General features: G+C 36.9%; 20 protein-coding genes and 1 riboswitch. Of the genes, 3 read left to right on the forward strand and 17 right to left on the reverse strand.

What is annotated here, in order from left to right; all coding sequences use genetic code 11:
* Positions 1-198: 198 nt before the first annotated feature.
* Together CI949_RS08370 and CI949_RS08375 are read right to left on the reverse strand one after the other, a co-directional pair.
* Positions 199-909, reverse strand: coding sequence for a FadR/GntR family transcriptional regulator (locus tag CI949_RS08370; protein ID WP_290765120.1), 711 nt, complete (start codon positions 907-909; stop codon positions 199-201).
* 18 nt (positions 910-927) lie between these two features.
* Positions 928-1,746: an MBL fold metallo-hydrolase gene (locus CI949_RS08375; RefSeq protein WP_290765123.1), complete on the reverse strand. Its 819-nt coding sequence runs from the start codon at positions 1,744-1,746 to the stop codon at positions 928-930.
* Positions 1,747-1,880: 134 nt separating this feature from the next.
* On the opposite strand from CI949_RS08375, the gene CI949_RS08380 reads away from it, so the two are divergent.
* Entirely contained in the window at positions 1,881-2,051 is a 171-nt protein-coding gene (locus CI949_RS08380; protein WP_290765187.1) for a DUF3006 family protein, read from the forward strand.
* Between the two features lie 35 nt (positions 2,052-2,086).
* Here CI949_RS08380 and CI949_RS08385 read toward each other — a convergent pair whose 3' ends face one another.
* A complete protein-coding gene (locus tag CI949_RS08385) occupies positions 2,087-2,599 on the reverse strand; it encodes a hypothetical protein (protein WP_290765126.1) in 513 nt (170 codons plus the stop codon).
* Between the two features lie 11 nt (positions 2,600-2,610).
* Positions 2,611-2,686, reverse strand: a riboswitch (cyclic di-GMP riboswitch).
* Positions 2,687-3,077: 391 nt separating this feature from the next.
* Positions 3,078-4,436: an alkaline phosphatase gene (locus CI949_RS08390; RefSeq protein WP_290765129.1), complete on the reverse strand. Its 1,359-nt coding sequence runs from the start codon at positions 4,434-4,436 to the stop codon at positions 3,078-3,080.
* Between the two features lie 304 nt (positions 4,437-4,740).
* Between CI949_RS08390 and CI949_RS08395 the strand changes: the two genes are divergently transcribed.
* Positions 4,741-5,316: a hypothetical protein gene (locus CI949_RS08395; protein ID WP_290765132.1), complete on the forward strand. Its 576-nt coding sequence runs from the start codon at positions 4,741-4,743 to the stop codon at positions 5,314-5,316.
* Positions 5,317-5,437: 121 nt separating this feature from the next.
* Here CI949_RS08395 and CI949_RS08400 read toward each other — a convergent pair whose 3' ends face one another.
* Positions 5,438-6,265: an aldo/keto reductase gene (locus tag CI949_RS08400; RefSeq protein WP_290765142.1), complete on the reverse strand. Its 828-nt coding sequence runs from the start codon at positions 6,263-6,265 to the stop codon at positions 5,438-5,440.
* A 261-nt stretch (positions 6,266-6,526) separates the two neighbouring features.
* Here CI949_RS08400 and CI949_RS08405 point away from each other — a divergent pair, with 261 nt between their 5' ends.
* Positions 6,527-8,227: a S8/S53 family peptidase gene (locus CI949_RS08405; RefSeq protein WP_290765144.1), complete on the forward strand. Its 1,701-nt coding sequence runs from the start codon at positions 6,527-6,529 to the stop codon at positions 8,225-8,227.
* A 42-nt stretch (positions 8,228-8,269) separates the two neighbouring features.
* Here the strand turns inward: CI949_RS08405 and CI949_RS08410 are convergent, their stop codons facing one another.
* The 12 genes from CI949_RS08410 to CI949_RS08465 form a co-directional block, all read right to left on the reverse strand.
* Positions 8,270-8,500, reverse strand: a complete 231-nt coding sequence (locus CI949_RS08410; protein WP_290765145.1) for a DUF2905 domain-containing protein — start codon at positions 8,498-8,500, stop codon at positions 8,270-8,272.
* 26 nt (positions 8,501-8,526) lie between these two features.
* Complete coding sequence (gene rihC / locus CI949_RS08415) at positions 8,527-9,441, reverse strand: ribonucleoside hydrolase RihC (RefSeq protein ID WP_290765148.1); 915 nt, start codon at positions 9,439-9,441, stop codon at positions 8,527-8,529.
* Between the two features lie 54 nt (positions 9,442-9,495).
* A complete protein-coding gene (locus CI949_RS08420; protein ID WP_290765151.1) occupies positions 9,496-10,257 on the reverse strand; it encodes a nitroreductase family protein in 762 nt (253 codons plus the stop codon).
* A 36-nt stretch (positions 10,258-10,293) separates the two neighbouring features.
* Positions 10,294-13,533 carry an SNF2-related protein gene (locus CI949_RS08425; protein WP_290765154.1) on the reverse strand — a complete coding sequence of 1,080 codons (3,240 nt, stop codon included), beginning with the start codon at positions 13,531-13,533 and terminating at the stop codon, positions 10,294-10,296.
* A 19-nt stretch (positions 13,534-13,552) separates the two neighbouring features.
* Complete coding sequence (locus CI949_RS08430; protein WP_290765156.1) at positions 13,553-13,807, reverse strand: type VII toxin-antitoxin system HepT family RNase toxin; 255 nt, start codon at positions 13,805-13,807, stop codon at positions 13,553-13,555.
* Positions 13,808-14,107: 300 nt separating this feature from the next.
* The gene (locus CI949_RS08435) at positions 14,108-14,260 is read right to left on the reverse strand and encodes a hypothetical protein (protein ID WP_290765158.1); all 153 of its coding nucleotides are present in this window, start codon (positions 14,258-14,260) and stop codon (positions 14,108-14,110) included.
* Between the two features lie 52 nt (positions 14,261-14,312).
* Complete coding sequence (locus CI949_RS08440) at positions 14,313-14,540, reverse strand: hypothetical protein (RefSeq protein WP_290765161.1); 228 nt, start codon at positions 14,538-14,540, stop codon at positions 14,313-14,315.
* On the reverse strand, positions 14,540-15,136 hold the full coding sequence (locus tag CI949_RS08445) for a type IV toxin-antitoxin system AbiEi family antitoxin domain-containing protein (protein WP_290765164.1): 597 nt from the start codon (positions 15,134-15,136) through the stop codon (positions 14,540-14,542). Before CI949_RS08445 ends, CI949_RS08440 begins: the two co-directional genes overlap by 1 nt.
* A gap of 160 nt (positions 15,137-15,296) precedes the next feature.
* Positions 15,297-15,956 carry a hypothetical protein gene (locus CI949_RS08450; RefSeq protein ID WP_290765167.1) on the reverse strand — a complete coding sequence of 220 codons (660 nt, stop codon included), beginning with the start codon at positions 15,954-15,956 and terminating at the stop codon, positions 15,297-15,299.
* A gap of 149 nt (positions 15,957-16,105) precedes the next feature.
* Positions 16,106-16,300, reverse strand: a complete 195-nt coding sequence (locus CI949_RS08455) for a YwbE family protein (protein ID WP_290765169.1) — start codon at positions 16,298-16,300, stop codon at positions 16,106-16,108.
* 44 nt (positions 16,301-16,344) lie between these two features.
* Positions 16,345-16,668 (reverse strand): helix-turn-helix transcriptional regulator, encoded by a 324-nt coding sequence (locus CI949_RS08460; RefSeq protein ID WP_290765172.1) that lies wholly within the window; start codon positions 16,666-16,668, stop codon positions 16,345-16,347.
* 118 nt (positions 16,669-16,786) lie between these two features.
* Positions 16,787-16,981, reverse strand: coding sequence for a hypothetical protein (locus tag CI949_RS08465; protein WP_290765184.1), 195 nt, complete (start codon positions 16,979-16,981; stop codon positions 16,787-16,789).
* Between the last annotated feature and the right edge of the window lie 33 nt (positions 16,982-17,014).

Genomic DNA, 17,014 nt, shown 5'->3' on the forward strand with positions numbered 1-17,014 from the left:
CCACCTCACGATGGACACCCTTGTCTTCAGCTAGTGGTTGGCACTATTAACCCCCACATCAGACTTTCACTGATTAGCAAATATTCATGCCAGGCAAACCAAAAAAACCCGCCTTTTACGGCGGATTTTTGAAATTAATTCTAACTTTATATTTTATTTACAATTTATACTAATTACTTTTTTAACTTTCTGCGCCTTTTAGCCTTCAATTTCTTTATTGATCAGTTTTTCTACATAATCTAAATGATTTTTCATTTCTGCAGCAGCCTGTTCGGGATTATGCTCCTTTAGAGCCTTAAAAATCTGCTGATGTTGACTGGCAAAATCTGTCATTGTCTCTTTCTTAGAAACTAGCTTGGTCCGGGTATTTTTGATGTGAAAGTCCATTGCTTCCGAAATCGAGCGCATAAAAAACAATAATACCTTATTACCACTGGCCCTGGCAATAGTATAATGAAACATTTTATCTGCCTTAATACTTTCTTCCTCATAACCCGAACTGGAAAGCAGATCTTCAATATATGACTGCAGTTCTTCAATTTCAGCTTCTGTTGCCCGCTCTGCTGCCAGCTTTACACAGTCAATCTCCAGCACTCTTCTCAACTCCAGGAGTTCTTCGGCCACATTATCATTTAAAAGTAATATGAGCGAAAGAGGATTAAATATATCTTCATCAAAAGAATCCCTGATAAATGTTCCCTCTCCCGGCCTACTTTCAATCAGACCAATCATCTCCAAAGCGCTGAAAGCCTCCCTAATTGAAGCTCTACTCACACCCAGATCTTTTTTTAGCTGTCTTTCTGAAGGTAACTTGTCACCCTTTTTAAGTTCACCTTCATAAATCAATTCTCTTATCTGCTCAATAATCTGTTCATAAACCTTATTATTTTTAATTTGTTTAAATTCCATTATCCTGCCTCCAAAAAATTAAAATTCAAATCTATCACCCACTGAAGCCAGCTTGACTCGCTCACCAAAAGCTTCTTTAAATTTCATGGCTACCTCCCGCCCGGTACAGTGCACCGGAGCCAGAAGTTCAAAATCAATTTCCTTAAAATAGTCGATCAAATCTGTTATACTTTCTCTGCTGGCTCGCTTGAGGTGCATTCCACCTAAAATGGCAGCAATTTTTCTATTTCCAATTTCAGCTTTGATTTCATTAATTATATTTTTTACTCCCTTATGACTGCAGCCCAGCAGAATTACAATCCCACTTTCTGTTTCAATATATAAAGAAGTATCATCATTAAAGGGATCAGTAATTTCCTTGCCATCTTTTTCAACCACATATCGGGGATTGAGATAAGTCTCCTGTCGAGCCGGAATTTCTCCTGTATTATAAATACCTGCTGCTGCAGCGATTGCAGTTTCAGCTGCCTCAAAATTTTTAATTTCAGATTCTGCAAGCTCTGTTCCAATAAACTCGAGCTCAGATCCTACCTTTTTATATTTAGGCAGAAAAACTTCGCTGTGAGCAAAAACCCTGACCTGAGGATTAATTTTCAGCAGTTTCTTTAAACCACCTGTATGGTCATCATGACCGTGACTTAAAAAAACTGTATCAATTTTTCCCAAATCTATTCCCATTTTTTTGGTATTTAAAAACAGGACCTCTCCCTGACCAGTATCAAAGAGATACTCTTTCCCGTTATATTTAAAATAAAATGAAAGGCCGTGTTCAGCCAGCAGTTTTCTCTTTTCAACTGTATTTTCTGCTAAAATAGTAATTTCCAGGTTTTTAGCCAACTTAATTCACCTCGATTTAAATCATTATTATTTACTTATTATAAGTATACATTGCTTAAACGGCTTTTTCAATTAAATCTATTTGAACCGGGTACAAGTGATTTGAATCACTTGTACCCGGTTCAAAAGAGCTGATCAGGCCGGAAGAAAAAGTTGATTTTTATCTGCCGTTAAGTGAACTGCCCGAGGGGACTGTGGAAGGAAGCATTTTAGAACTTAGGTTGGAGTTAAAAGAAAACGAAAAAAAGGCAGCCAAAAAAAGAGTTGGCAGCCTTTTAGATAAGTTAAAAAATAAAAAGAGCTGATATTTTTTCCAGCTCTTTTTGCCTTTTATTTAAATTTAATATAAAACAGGGTTAATACTGTGTCTTAAATCAAGTTCTAAATTATTAACTGCAGCTCTAGCGGCAGGGTCAAGAATAAATTTCAAATCAAAAGTTAGCTTCTCTACTCCCCTATCTCCACTAAATTTAGCTGTAGTAGAATTTAGATTCTGCCAGTCAGAATTATTCTGCCCGGCCTTTCTGATTAAAACCTGTGCATTTAAATTTCTGTTATTCAAACGGAGATTCCAGTCAGTATTACTTAAAATTTCAATTTTTAGACCAGCCTCTACAATAATTTCTCTGCTGCCGTTGTAATTAGTCATTAGAAAAGTATAGTCAACATCTGCCTTCTCAAGCACCTCTACTCTTTGAAAAATAGGGATTCTGGCTTCTGCTGAGATACTTCTTTCAATTAATGTTTTTGGCTTCCCGGCAGCCTCAACTAAATCAGCAGTACCGAAAAAATTCAAAAATAGGATTAACAAAAGCAAAGTAAAACCACTGATCTTTTTAAAATTAAATTCCATCATTTCCTCCTTTTAGCAGCCGGCTATCTCTCCAAGAGACCCTCAGCTTTGTGTCCTTACCTCACGATAAGTTTACCTTTGTTAAAAAGAGCTCTTAACCCTTTATAGCATCTTTAAGTATATCAGGATTAGTAAATTTATGTCAAGTTATAATTTTCGGCAGTTATTTAAATTATTTTTGAATAATCACTGCCTGATTATTGCTGCTGAACTAACTCCGAAAATCAATAACAGTGCAATTAAATAAACGAAACTTTTTCTCATTATCTTACCCCTCAGTTAAATTTTTAATTCTTATTAAGCCTAAATTTAGACTCCGAATTATTTTAATTATAACAGAAGATTATTAAATTATAAATATTTTTTCAGCTTAATTTATTCGAGATTTCCAACAAAAAATGGCAGTAAGGCTTAACCCCACCACCATTTTTAAAGTATATTTAAATCAAACTATTGGATTTTATTTATAATAATCTATTTACGGTCTCATGGAATCAAAGAGCAGATCTGAGAATTCAGTATTCTGCATCATACCATTAAATTTTTCAGCTCCTTCGCCATAGGCAAAGACTGGTACTGAATTAAGTGTGTGGCCACCTGTTGAAGAATTGGCTCTAATTTCTGTATTGACAACTCCTGCCTGATACTCATTAGCTATAATTGAACCAATTTCGTATCCTACAAGATAAGAATACTTGATATTGCCTTCTTCATCCAGGATTAACTCATTAAATCTGGCAACTTCTGCGTCAGTTAGAGAAATATCAGCGTATTCTTCAAAAACAGACTTAACACTCTCTACAGTATATCCTTTACCATTTTCTTTTTCTGTCATCTGGCCCGCCATATACTCTGGAGAAACACCAATATTCATTAATGCTTCTTTTTCTATTGGCTCGGTTGCTGAAAAACCAAGAGTTTCATGGTCGGCAGTCACAATTACCAGGGTGTCTCCGTTTTTCTTAGCAAAATCCATTGCAACTTTAACACTTGCATCAAAATCAAGAGTTTCTGCAACTACACCAGGTACATCTGCTGCGTGTGCTGCATGGTCAATTCTTGCTCCCTCTGCCATTAAGAAGAATCCATCTTCGTCTTCAGAAAGAACTTCAATTGCCTTTTTAGTCATTGCTTCCATTGTAGGCTCATTAGATCCAAGATCATCCCGGTCATTAATATAGTTCATATAAGATTCATTAAACAGACCAAGAAGTTTTCCATTTAAATGTACAACTTTTTCTAACTGTGTTTTATCAGATACATACTGATAACCCTTTTCTTTTGCCTTAGCAATTAAATCTTCCCCGGCTTCTTCTTCCATAAAGTCTTCACGGCCACCACCGAGCATTACATCTACATTATTAGCAATAGCCTGCCTGGCAATTTCGCCGCCCATGCCTCTATCTTTTACTGAAGCAATAAAGGCAGCTGGAGTTGCATCTGTAACCATATTTGTACTGATTACACCAGTAGCTTTTTTTCTAACCTGAGCAAAATCTAACACAGAATCAAGTTCAGCACCATTTTTATTCATTGCAATTGCACCATTGTAAACCTTATGGCCGGTTGCCATTGCAGTTCCTGCTGCCGCTGAATCCGTAACTCCTTCAGTAGAGCTTGTCATCATGATTCCTGTTTCAGGTAGTTTCATTAATTCTAGCTCGTGGTCTTTATCACCGGCAAGATAGCGAGTCATATCAATCTGGCCCATTCCCAGACCGTCACCAATTAACAGGATCACATTCTTAACTTCTGCCTGAGCTGCCGCTGTAAAGATAAGAGCAAAAACCATAAAGAGTGAAACAACCAACATTAATCTTTTTGACTTTTTAAGCATAAACTTAAAACCCTCCTAGTATTTTGTGATTTGTCAGACGACTGATGTCTGTCTATTAATATATATTCAATACCAGAAGTAGAGTTCCTGCTTTATTTTCAGATTTTTTTATTAATTCTGATTAATGAGTGTTTTGATCAGCAATTAATAGTTGTGAAAAATATTTCGATTTAATATTCTGAAAGCATTGACAGATTTTTAGTTCAGTGGTATAATGATATTGAGTTATGTGATATATATAACATAATTAGTTATTATTATCACTAATATTAATATTTTAAAATTACTTAGGGGGTAACAAAAAATGAAAAAAAGTTTAGTTGTTTCTTTGATCTTAGTTTTTGTTCTAACATTCTCAGGTCTGGCCTTTGCAACAACTCACACTCTTGATGTTGTTGGTGGCGGAGATAAGCAGGAAATTTCAACCGGTAGAACTGTAGAGGATTATGTAAATGCTTTAGTTGAATTAGCTGATGCTGATGAAGCTGGAGATATTTTCTATCCAGAAAGAAATGAAGTAAAGTATCCTTTTGTTCCCCTGCATAAAGATGGAGAACTTATTGGGTATGGTAGCTGGGTCAATACCATTATCTACTCTCACCCGGAAGATTTTATTGCAGTAATCGGTATGGCAAACAATTCTAAAACTGAAGAAAGTATGGCCGTAATTAAAAAATGGAAGCCTCTTGATGCCAATGATCACCACCCAGAAATGAGACAAGAAGAGTTTTTAAGCAGATATTACGGTCTAAGTCTGAAAGCATCTTTTGATCCAGAAGTCGATATAATTGCTGGTTCCACAATTTCCAGTCATACTTTTTACTTTGAAATGAAAAATATGCTGCTGGTTTTTGAACAATATGGACCGGAAGCTGAATAAAGGTATTAATTAACTCAACTGACCCACTTCCTCAGGAAGTGGGTTTTATTTATGAAAAACAGGCAGCCTGACTTAAACAGGGTGCCTGTTAATTAATAAATTCTATTCAGAGAACAAGTATTTAAGAACTAATTCCATAAGTTTCATCATCAAGGGTAATCATATATACTCTCTTTTGGTGATCAATATTATCAATTGCTGCCACATCTTCTGCCTGAAGTTCCCAGTCAAACAACTCTAAGTTTTCCTTGATATGACCCTCAGACTTAGATTTTGGCAGAGGCACAATACCCTTCTGCAGTTCCCACTTAAGCACAATCTGCGCCGGAGACTTATCATATTTATCTGCCAGCTCTACAATAGTCTGGTCACTTAAAACTTCAGTTCTAGCTAGAGGTGCTGAGGCTTCAAGCACTACATCATTTTGATCACAGACTTCAAGCAGCTCTTTTTGATACAACCAGGGGTGGAATTCTACCTGATTAACTGTAATTGGCACCTGAGTAATCTTTAAGGCAACCTTTAACTGATAAACTGAAAAGTTGCTGACACCGATATTTTTAACCAGGCCCTGATCAACTAAGTACTTCATTGCCTGCAGAGTTTCTCTTAAAGAAATTGCAGGATTTGGCCAGTGGATTAAATAAAGATCAAGATAGTCGGTCCCTAATTTTTCCAGGGAACGCTTACAGGCCTTGATAACGCTTTCATAATTTAAATTCGAAGGCAGTACTTTTGAAGTTATAAATAACTCGTCTCGGTCATAATCTTTTAAAACCTCTCCAATTCCCGCTTCATTGTGGTAGCCCTCCGCAGTATCAATGTGATTATAACCTGCCTTTAAGGCAATTTCAACTTTTTCGCCTACATTTTCTTCGGCAATATCCCAGGTACCATAAGCAATAACAGGAATCTCATCACCAGTTTTTAATTTACGTGTTGGAATCATCTTTATTCCTCCTTTAATTTTTTGACTCGATTAATTTCTACTAGTTTTAAAAATTATCTTTCCTACTATATAATATTATAGATAGTAAACCGATTTCCTTTTTTAATTTTCAAATTTTTATTATTAATCTTTTCACTAAATCTATGTTATAATTATTTTACAAAGCTGCTGAAAGGAGGAGCGACTATCAAAAAAACACTAATTTTTCTTTTAATTTTATTAAGTATCTTTATGGTCTCTTTTCAGCTGAAAGATCAACTATTGCGCAGTGATCGGGTTAAAATATTCATTTTAGATTCAGAAGTTGAAGCAGAATTTCTTAAAAGTCCTGCTCTTAAAATTCAACCTAAAAGCTCCCACGGCAGTCAGGTTGCAGCCATCATCCGCAGCCTGAGTCGAGCTGAGATAAGAGCTTTTTCGGCAGAAAACATTATAAAGCGGATTGATAAAAGTAAATATTTGAATTCTTTAAATGAAATTTATAATTATGCCAGACTACACCCGGAAGAAAAAATCGTAGTCAACATCAGCCTTGGTTTTGAAGAAAGTGATTTTCAAAAAGAAATTATAGAAAAGATTTCAGAGCTTGAAAACATTGTTCTGATAGCAGCTGCTGGCAACAATAATCGGGAACGGCTCACCTATCCTGCTGCCTTTAGTGAGGTGACTGCTGTTGCAGCTCTGGCTGAGGCTCAGAAAATGCCCGGTTCAAATTATGGCAGTCAGGTAGATTTTTCAGCTCCTGGAGTTATAGAAATTACGCAGAGAGACTATTTGCCTGCTTTAAATTACAGCCGCAGCTATAAAATCAGTGGAACTTCCTTTGCCGCTCCCCAGCTTACCGCTCTACTGGCAAATGTTTTAAGCCTGAGGCCGGAACTTAGTATTGAAGAAGGACTTAAAGTTATTGAAACTACTGCTGCAGAAATTAATGATCCTCTCTTTGCGAAAGGAAAACTTGGAGCCGGCAGAATTAATACCTTTAAAGCTTTAAGCCAGGCCAGCCGCTTCTACCTCAGGCTGCAGATTATAATTTATTTATCAATAACTCTAGCGGGGCTCATCTTTTTCTATCTCTGCTGGCAGAAGTATTCACTGAGCGGAATTTTTATCTTTTTAATTAGTTCAGCCATTTTGTATTTACTCCAGCCTCTGCTGCTGCTTTTCTACTATCAATTTGGGCTTATAAAAATTATAACTTTTCTAATTAGCTTAGTTCTACTTTATTATTTCCTGCTAAAAACCATCTCTTTTTATCTTGGGCAGAGCCATAACTTTTCTTTAATTTTAAAGCTGGCACCCTATTTAAATCAGAATTTAAAAAATCAGGCAGCAGCAAGATTAAGCAGTCTCATCAGTCAGAAAAATAAGGCGCAGAGATTAAAAGTTGAAAAGATAATTAAAAATTATTTGCACAGCTGCGGCTCCAGTAAAAGTTGTACTTTTTATCTGCAGCTTACGGCCCAGCTTAATCAGGTCCCGGTAGATTTAATTATCAAAAGAGCACTTAAATTTAATCTCAGCTCTGAACTAATAGCTGAGGCGCTGGCTCAGAGTGAAAAATATGAGCGACAGAAATTAATAATCAGTGCAGAGCTTTTAAAATTAATTATTGAGGAAGCTTACCCAGTCAAGAAAAAGGCGGCAGCAGCTGCAGCTGATTTAGCTGAACCTCTAGTTTTAGTTCCCTTAAAAAATCTGCTGCTTAAAAGAAATGAGCTTGGACTCAGTTCTGAAGCCCAGTATTTTCTACTTGAGCTTTTAGAAACTTTTGGAGCTGAGGCTGCTGATTTGGCTGAGCTGCTGAAAAATATAATCTCAGAAAGCAGTGATCCCTGGCTTAAATATCATGCACTTAAAGCTTATACTCAAATTGCTGTTGAAAATGAGAACTATCAGGATTTTATAGCAGAAATGAAGGCAAAAGAAAAAGAGCCAGTTACCCTGGCTCTTAGAGGTTAATTTAAGTATCTGTTTTTAGTTCTTTTCCGAACGAGTTAACTCTTATTTAAAGAAATAGAAAATTATTCTAAGCACAATATTCAAAAAAATACTGACTAAAATCATGGTCGTCAGCGGGAAGTAGAAATTAAAGTTTTTACCTTCTATTTTTATATCTCCCGGTAAATTGCCAAACCAGGAGAGTGAGCCGCCGAAAAAATAAATCACTGCTCCAACAAACACGGTTATCACGCCAAAAATTATAATCAGTGAGCCTATATTTTTAAAGTCCATAATATTTTCACCTTTAAATATTAAATTTATTTAAGCTTAGATATTTCCTCAATCACCCAGTCTTTAAATTTCTGCTGGTCAATATCCACAGCCAGCTTAACATTCTTCTCTTCAGTATAGCGGGAATAAAGGTCAGCAACAGTAGTTCCTGCAGCCGGGCCATCGAGAGCAACTTCCAGATGAGTTTTTTGATAATCAAAGATTTCTGGCTCCAATAAATAGCAGATTGTGCAGATATCGTGCATCATTAAACCCGTTCCGTAAATATCTCCACCCCGATAGTGACTGAAAAGCGAATAAAGCAGCTCACCGGCTTCTCCCAGCTCACTAATTTCTTCAATATCAGTTTTGCTCAAAAGCGCTCTGGTAGTCACCCGGAGACCAAAAATAGTTATTGGCAGACCGGAGTTAATAACCATCTGGGCTGCATGCGGGTCAACCTTGATATTAAATTCAGCTGCTGTATTGGTATTGCCGCCAATGGTCGAGCCGCCCATAATCACAATTTCCTCAATCTTAGCTTTAACTTCTGGATACATGCTGAGCAGTAAAGCAGCATTGGTCAGCGGCCCAATCGTAACTAGAGTAACCTTTTTTTCGCTGGCCAGAATCATTTCTTTCATTGCCACTGCCGAGTGTTGGGGCAAAACCTGACGCTCACTGGTGGGAAAATCATAGCCGTTCATCCCGGTTTCTCCGTGAAACTGACTGGCATCCTCATATTCTCTGAGCAGGGGCAGAGAGTTACCGCGGGCCAGGGGAGTATCCTTCTCAAAAAAATCTAAAATCTTCTTTGCGTTCTCTGTTGTATAATCTAAATTAACATTGCCGGCAGCCGTGCTCAGCATTAAAACTTCCAGCTCCGGATTATTGAGAGCAATTGCCAGTGCTGCCGCATCATCTATGCCGGGATCTGTATCAATAATTATCTTTCTTTTCACTAAATCATCTCCTGTAACTATTCTATATTTTTATATTTAACATGAACTTTATCTTTAAATTTCAACTGTCCCCAGATAATTATACCCCTCAACAACAGCTGGCGCCTGAGAATACTTTTTGAATTTAAAGTTATAATCATGTTCTACTGCTGCCAGCCAGATATGAGCGAGAGTAATCCCCATATCAATTCTGTTCATCTTTTCGTAGAAAAACTTTTTAATGAAATTGGGCTCATTCTGAAAGAGATGGATTCGATCAGCTTCTACCTTAAAATACCAGGGCTGACCGTTAGTCGCAGATGGTGCCAGGCGAGCTGCTTCTAATAAATCATAATGATCATTACCTTCCTTGATTTCAGAAAGAGTTTTGCGATCAAAATCCTCAATTGAATCTCTGATATTTTCTTCTGCAGCCCGGCCAAAAACCAGGGTGATCACATATTCAAGCTCTGAATCGGCAATGATTTCTTTTTTTGGTTTGGCCATTCCAAACCAGCAGCTGCCCAAATTATTTGCTGCCAGAAAAAGATCAAGCTGCTGCAGGATAAACCCGGCATTTAAAAGATAATCCCCTTTTTCTTCTGAAAAAAACTGCAGGTAGTGAGGTGCCTTAATTGGAATCAGGCTTTTCACCTGATCTGAATCCACAATTTTAGCCTCAAAATTAATTTCTGGATCAATTACTTCTGCCTCTTTTAAAAAATTCCTAATAGCCTGCAGCTCCTCAGCTGATAGCTTCTGCTGCTGATACTTTCTGATTGATTTCCTCTTAAAAATCGTCTGATAAAGTTCTTCTTTAGCAATAAACTCTTCCATATTCTGCGCTCCTCATTAGTTTTATTTATAAAACAGTTATTTATAGGCCAGTAAATCCTGAATATCTTCCCAGCTGATCGCCTTAATCGGATTTACATTATTCTCAATCACATTATCAAATAGATCCTGCTTGCGCTGCTGCAGTTTGAGCATCTTCTCTTCTACTGTGCCTCTGGTAATCATTTTATAAACCATCACCCGATTTTCCTGACCGAGGCGGTGGGCGCGATCTGTGGCCTGTCTTTCTACCATAGGATTCCACCAGGGGTCAACATGGACCACCATATCGGCTGCCGTCAGATTTAAGCCAACTCCTCCTGCCTTAAGACTGATTAAAAAAACATCAATCATCGGGTCATTATTGAATTCTCTCACCCTTTCCATTCGGTTGCGGGTCGAGCCGTCGAGATATCTGTAATTAATCCCCTGCTGGTCTAGATCATTTCTGATCAATTTTAGCATTTTTACAAACTGACTGAAAATAATCAGCTTGTGGCCGCCACTTAAAGCATCACTGAGCAGCTCCCGCAGAGCCTCCAGCTTACCCGAATTATGAGCCTTACCTTCATCTCCGAGCACCAGTGAAGGATGATTACAGATCTGTCTGAGTTTTGTCAGTGCTGCCAGCACATTGATCCGGGAGCGATTAAAACCTTTTTCGGCAACTGTCTCTTCCAGCTCACCTCTAACTTCAGCGAGCACTGTCTGGTAGCTATCTTCCTGGAGTTGGGTCATACTGACCGGATGAACATTAATTATTTTTTCCGGCAGCTCTTTTAGAACCTCTTCCTTACGGCGGCGCAGGATAAAGGGAGCAACTCTTTCCTTTAATTCCTTTAACTTTTCTTTTTCGTTATTTTTGCTGATCGGAGTAATAAAATTATTTCTAAAATAACTGTAATTCCCAAGATAGCCGGGCATCAGGTAGTCAAAAATGGACCAGAGCTCTTCAATTGAATTCTCAAGTGGAGTACCGGTCAGGGCCAGCCTTGATTCTGCTTCAATATTTTTAACCGCTTTAGCTCTTTTAGTACGGTGATTTTTGATATGCTGGGCCTCATCTAAAATTGAGATCGAAAAAACTATGCCCTCAGCGTTTAACTCCTCCACATCTCTGCTGATCGTTGAATAGGAAGAAATAATTAAATCATAGTCGCTGAAATCTTTACGCATCTCTATCCTTTCAGCAGGAGTTCCATAGTAAACAAGAGTTTTTAGATCAGCAAAAAACTTATCTGACTCTTCCTGCCAGTTATAGATTAAAGTCCGGGGACAGAGCACCAGAGCCGGCTTTTTAGGCTTTAAACTTTTTAGAAGGGTCAGCATCTGCAGAGTTTTACCGAGTCCCATATCATCAGCCAGAATACCGCCGAAGTGATATTTATGCAAAAAGCGCAGCCAGTGATAACCGTTTTTTTGATAATCACGCAGTTTGTCCTCGACTTCAGTTGGAATCTCTCTTTTCTTGACCACATTAGTCCCACTAATCTCAGCTTCCAGCTCATTAAAGACTTTATTGCCTTTAAAATGGATCCCACTTTTTTCGACCAGATTTTTATAATATAAAAGGTTGTGGTAGGGAGCCCTATAACCTTCATCCCTGGCTTCAGCATCATTAAGCATCTGCTCAACCTTTTCTTCTTCAGCACCACTTTCTAAAATAAAGTACTGATTGTCGAGTTTAATATAGGCCTCTCCCTTTTTATTATAGGAGATCAGCTGCTGCAGCTCCTGCCGGCTGTAAGTTTTGCCGCCAAGATTATAACTGATAGAAAAATCAAACCAGTTTATCCCTTCACTGTCATCAATTTCGACAATTGGCTCCAGCTTGACTTCCTTAATCTCAATCTGGTCAAAGCTCTCACTGCTTTCGACATTCCAGTCCTCAGGCAGGTGAGTCATCCCATCAGTGATAAATTCCTGAATATCGGCATTATCTTTGATGATAAAATGCTCGGGGCGAACCTTAAAATTATATTCATCCAAAAAGTCAATCACTTCTGCCAGGGCCTTATTGTCCCGCCCGTGCCAGAGCTGAGGGGCATTTTCATCTTTTTTATAAATATTTTTATCAGTATCCAGTCCTAAAAGTTCTGTGTTGATGTATTTCTCGCCTGCAAATTCCACTTCCAGCTCACAGCTAATCTGCTGTTTTTTGTAATCAAGTTTTAAATTGACCAGCGGGCTTTCTTTGATTAACTCATACTCCTGCAGTTCTTCTGCAGTCTCGAGTTTAAGATTTTTCTCCAGAGTCGGCAGGATTTCAAATAAAAATTCTCCCTTCTTCTGAGCAGGAATTAAAAAATTGGTCGGCAGTTCATCAAAATTATAGAAATCAACTTTATGAATTTTATTACCGATTAGAGTCCAGCGGCACTGGTCTTCACTCCCCTGATAAATTGGGAAATCATTATCTTTAAGTTCAATTTTTATTTCTTCTAAATCACCACTGAGCTTGAGCTCCGGCTGCAGAGTTTTTCCTTTTTTAACTGTAACTCCATTTTCCTCCAGCTCCAGTTTGAATTTCTGGCTCAGTTCCAGCAGAAAATTCAGGTTTTCTTGATTTTTATTTAATAACAGAGAACTGCCCCGCCCTTTACTTTTTCTCAAAGCTGACAGTTCTTCTAAAAGCTTAAGTTCCTCACCGTAAAAATATTTCTGCAGCAGGCCGTCACGATAATAAACATAGTCGTAATCATCATTTAAGGAATTTACAACTTCCTCGAGCTGCTGCTGGCTGAGATAATTAGAATCAAAAATCAGCTTAAAGTTTTTCAGGGCCTGATTTAAAATCCCCTTAACACTGTATTCCAGCTTCGGCAGCTCACTCTGATCATAATTTTTAGTTATTTCCAGTAAATTATTAAAACTGCGATCAGCAATTCGCTGCTCCACAATGTCAAAGTCAGATTCTTGACTGGAAAATCTAAGTTCCGATATTTCCTCTTCCTCAAACTGCGGCTCATAGCTGACCTTGGGCGAGCGAAAATCTTCTTCCATAAATTTATTGAGCACAGCTACCTCATGTTTGCAGTATTCTTCCCAGTCGTAAGGACAGTCACAGCTACTTTCTAATTCCAGGCTGGCTTCGTGCAGTCTGATTTCAGACTTAACCTCATAGCGCCTCGAGCCGGAAACCTGAGCAGAAATTTGATAGAGATTGGGCTCAAGCTTATTGATTCTGTACTGCAGTACCCGACCCTGATTGTAATAGTTTATGCCACGTCTGTATATTTTATTGGATACTAAATTTTTAATAAAATCCCTGCTGCTCATTCTTTCAACTCCTGTATTGCTAATTATTTTCTGCCATTTTTTGAAGCATCTTTAAAGAAAAGTCTTTAATTTCCTCAATTTCATTCTCTATTATTGCCTCTACAATTTTCAGATTCAACTTCTGGTATTCATGGACTGCAATATTTATAAAACCGACCATAGCTTTCAATTTATCTGCCATCTCTTTACTGATTAACTTATTTTGAGTCAGCAGCTCAAAGGCCTCGCGACTATTTTGAGGCACTCCAAGCTCCTTTTCTGCTACAATATGCATCGCTATATCAATTGCTGCTTCTGCTGCTTATCTTCAGCATAAAGCAGCTTTCCCTGAATAATCTGCGCCTTAAAAACTGTAGAGGCTTTTTTCAGGTCAATTAAATCAACTTCAATATTTAATTTGGAAGCCAGTTTTTAGTTTTTGAGCTGTTAAAATTTTTCGGCCTCCAATTTAGGTCTATATTCCATTATATTATATTTGGTCAGGTAGAACAATGATAATCAGGAAAAATCCTGGGTTATTTTTCAAACCAGCGGAGCTTTTCTGGATCCCAGTTGGAGTTGATTTCTCTATTTTTTACAGCAGCTTGAAGCGGAGGTTTTTTCTACTTGTCAGCTCCATTCTTGATACAATAGCATGCAATTTTTCCGAAATTATTGTCTCAAGCGGATATGACAGAAGTTCTACCTTTTCAAAATCATCTAAAATAGTGTTTATTTTCCGTTTCAATACTAAATATTTCCTCAACCATCATTTTAATATTTTCTAAATTATTCGAAAATTATTTCAAAGAATAATCTGCATCTACAGTAGGCCTAAACGGAGTATTACTAATAATAAAAAAAAGAAATCCTCCTTTTAAAACTAAGTTGTTTTTAAAACGGGACTTTGAGATTCTTCGTGCTAATTCTTCCTGCGCAAAAAGCATTATCAGCTGTTGAAATCTGATGCCTCTTGAACTGGACTCATTTTTTAGCCTGGCCAGCACAGAAGCAGCCATATCTTTCATTAGACCCACACTCCTATATATTTATCTATTTTCTCTCTAATATTCAGTATTTGAGCATACTTTATTAGCGAGTTAATATTCTTCTTTTCGTCATTTATATAGTTTCTCAGAGCAGTGCTAAAAATTTCCGAATCAACTTTATCTTCATACCTAATCAAATCACAAATACTCTTATCTCTGTCATAAACTTTAACCTTAACCTTATCAATTTCATAAGTTTCAATACCCAGTTTCTGATATTTTTCTATAATATAAAATGGTTTTATCTTAAAATATGAAATATCATATTTCCCAGGATTACTGTGTTTTTCTACAGCAAGCTGCCAGGATACGGGAATACGATCAATATAATTATAAAATCGCAGGGCACTTTCCAAAAAAATTACTGCTTCCGGAAAAAGACGCGCAATGAGAACTTCTTCTCTAGGAAAATAATCTTTAAGGGTATAGTAACCATATTTAATTTTTTCAATTTTGTCATTATCCAGCAGCTTTTTTATCTGCCTGCTGCTCAGGCCAAATTCATTTAGTTCAGCAGTTTTTAGAACTCCACCATTCATTATAAATTTTTCCTTAATATAATTAAAATCAGACATAATTTTGCACCTCTTTGTAGGCTTAAATTAGTTTTGAGCCTATCTTCTAATTCAATTATACTTCTTTTTGACTTATTTATCAACAAGATTCGCACTTTTTTGTAGTCTAATAGCATCATTAAGCCTACTTTTTAATGCATGATCCGTCTATTTTATTGAATTATCTTAAAACCTGTTTTAAATTGCGCTTGAAGACCTCATTTTCCGGCTCTCTTTCAATTGCCTTTTTGAAAAACTCTGCTGCCAGCTCTTTATTGCCCAGATTATTATTATAAATTGCTCCGATCTGGTTGTAGACATAACCTGTTTTATCATAATGTTCTACTGCTTTAACTAAAAGCTCAACTGCCTTTTTCCAGTTTTCCTGCTTCTGTTCTTCAATCGATTCTTTAAGTAGCTTAAAATATTCTAAATAGTTCTCTTTTAATTCTTCACTGCCGCAGATTACATCTTTTTTAGTCTGGTAAATTTTCTTTTCCGGCTCCAACTTCAGCGCTTTTTTAATTGCTTTTTCGGCACTATCCCACTTCTGCTGCAGGATATTAACTTCAGCCAGGGTGGCCCAGAGATAATCCTGTTTGGCTTCAATCTCAATTGCTTTTTTTAAGTACTTTTCTCCCTTATTTAATTCATCCTGACCGATTAAAGCTCCGGCCAGATTAAAATAGAGCATTTCCTGATTGAGATGGGGACTATCCTCCAGCGGTAAGAGTATCCCGCTAGCTTCTTTATAATAACCGTTATCTAATTTTTTAATTCCTGCCTTAAAAGCCTTTTTGTCCTTCATTTTTTGAAAAAATCCTTTGATTATATTCAGCATATTATCATCCTTATTTTGAATTTTGACTTACATATTTTTAAGTTATCTACATATATTATACAGGTTATCACGGCTCTTTAAAATAAATATGAGTAAATAACCAAAAAAAATTACCCATATCTCAGGGACATGGGTAGTGACTACTCATATTATTCAATTATTTCTTTGACTCTGCCAACTTTTCCACTTTCGAGCATAACTTTAATTCCATGCGGATGAGTTGCCGAATTGGTTAAAATTCTTTTGACAACACCTTCAGTTAAATTTCCACTCCGCTGATCTTTTTTCTGCACAACTTTTACTTTTAAACCTTTTTTGATATTGATTCTTTTATTTCCAGCCATAATTTTCACCCCCACTTATTTGTACCAGGTTCAAGTGAAATAAATCATAATCTTTTAAATAATTGATCAAGCTTTTCTATATATTTTGAAAATACTTCTTCATTGATACAGTAACAGACTCTCGGGCCATCAATCCGGCCTTCTATCCAGCCTGTCTCCTTCAAAATTTTAAGATGCTGTGAAACTGTTGACTGAGCAATCGGCAGCTGATCAACTATACTGCTGACCATACACTGATTATCTGCAGGCAGTTCAGCCAGAATCTTAATGATCTTTAGCCGGTGGGGATGACTTAAACCCCTTGCCAGCTCAGCCAGCTGCTCAAGATTTTCACTTTGCTTTGCTTCATTTTTTAGTTTTTGATTCATCATATCCACTCCAGCCTCTCAGATTACAGTTATTAATTGTACACTAAATTGAAAGCATTTTAAAGAAAATGAACAAAGTTACTGCCCAATAGTGAAAATCACAGTGTTTTTGTTCATCCTACTTTTCTGCTCTAATGTAGGCAGAGTAAATATATTTATTGATATCAATTCCGGAAATCCAGTCTTCAACTATTTGATCACTGTGAGATTTTCTTTCGACCTCTATATTTTTAAATTCAAGTTCTTCTGAGCTTTTTGCTTTGTACAATTTTTTCTTAAAAAAGAATAAAAAATTTGCAGTAAATATCTCCAATAATAATTAAAACTCTTCATTTCAGACACATAA

This window comes from Halanaerobium sp. (assembly GCF_003070835.1).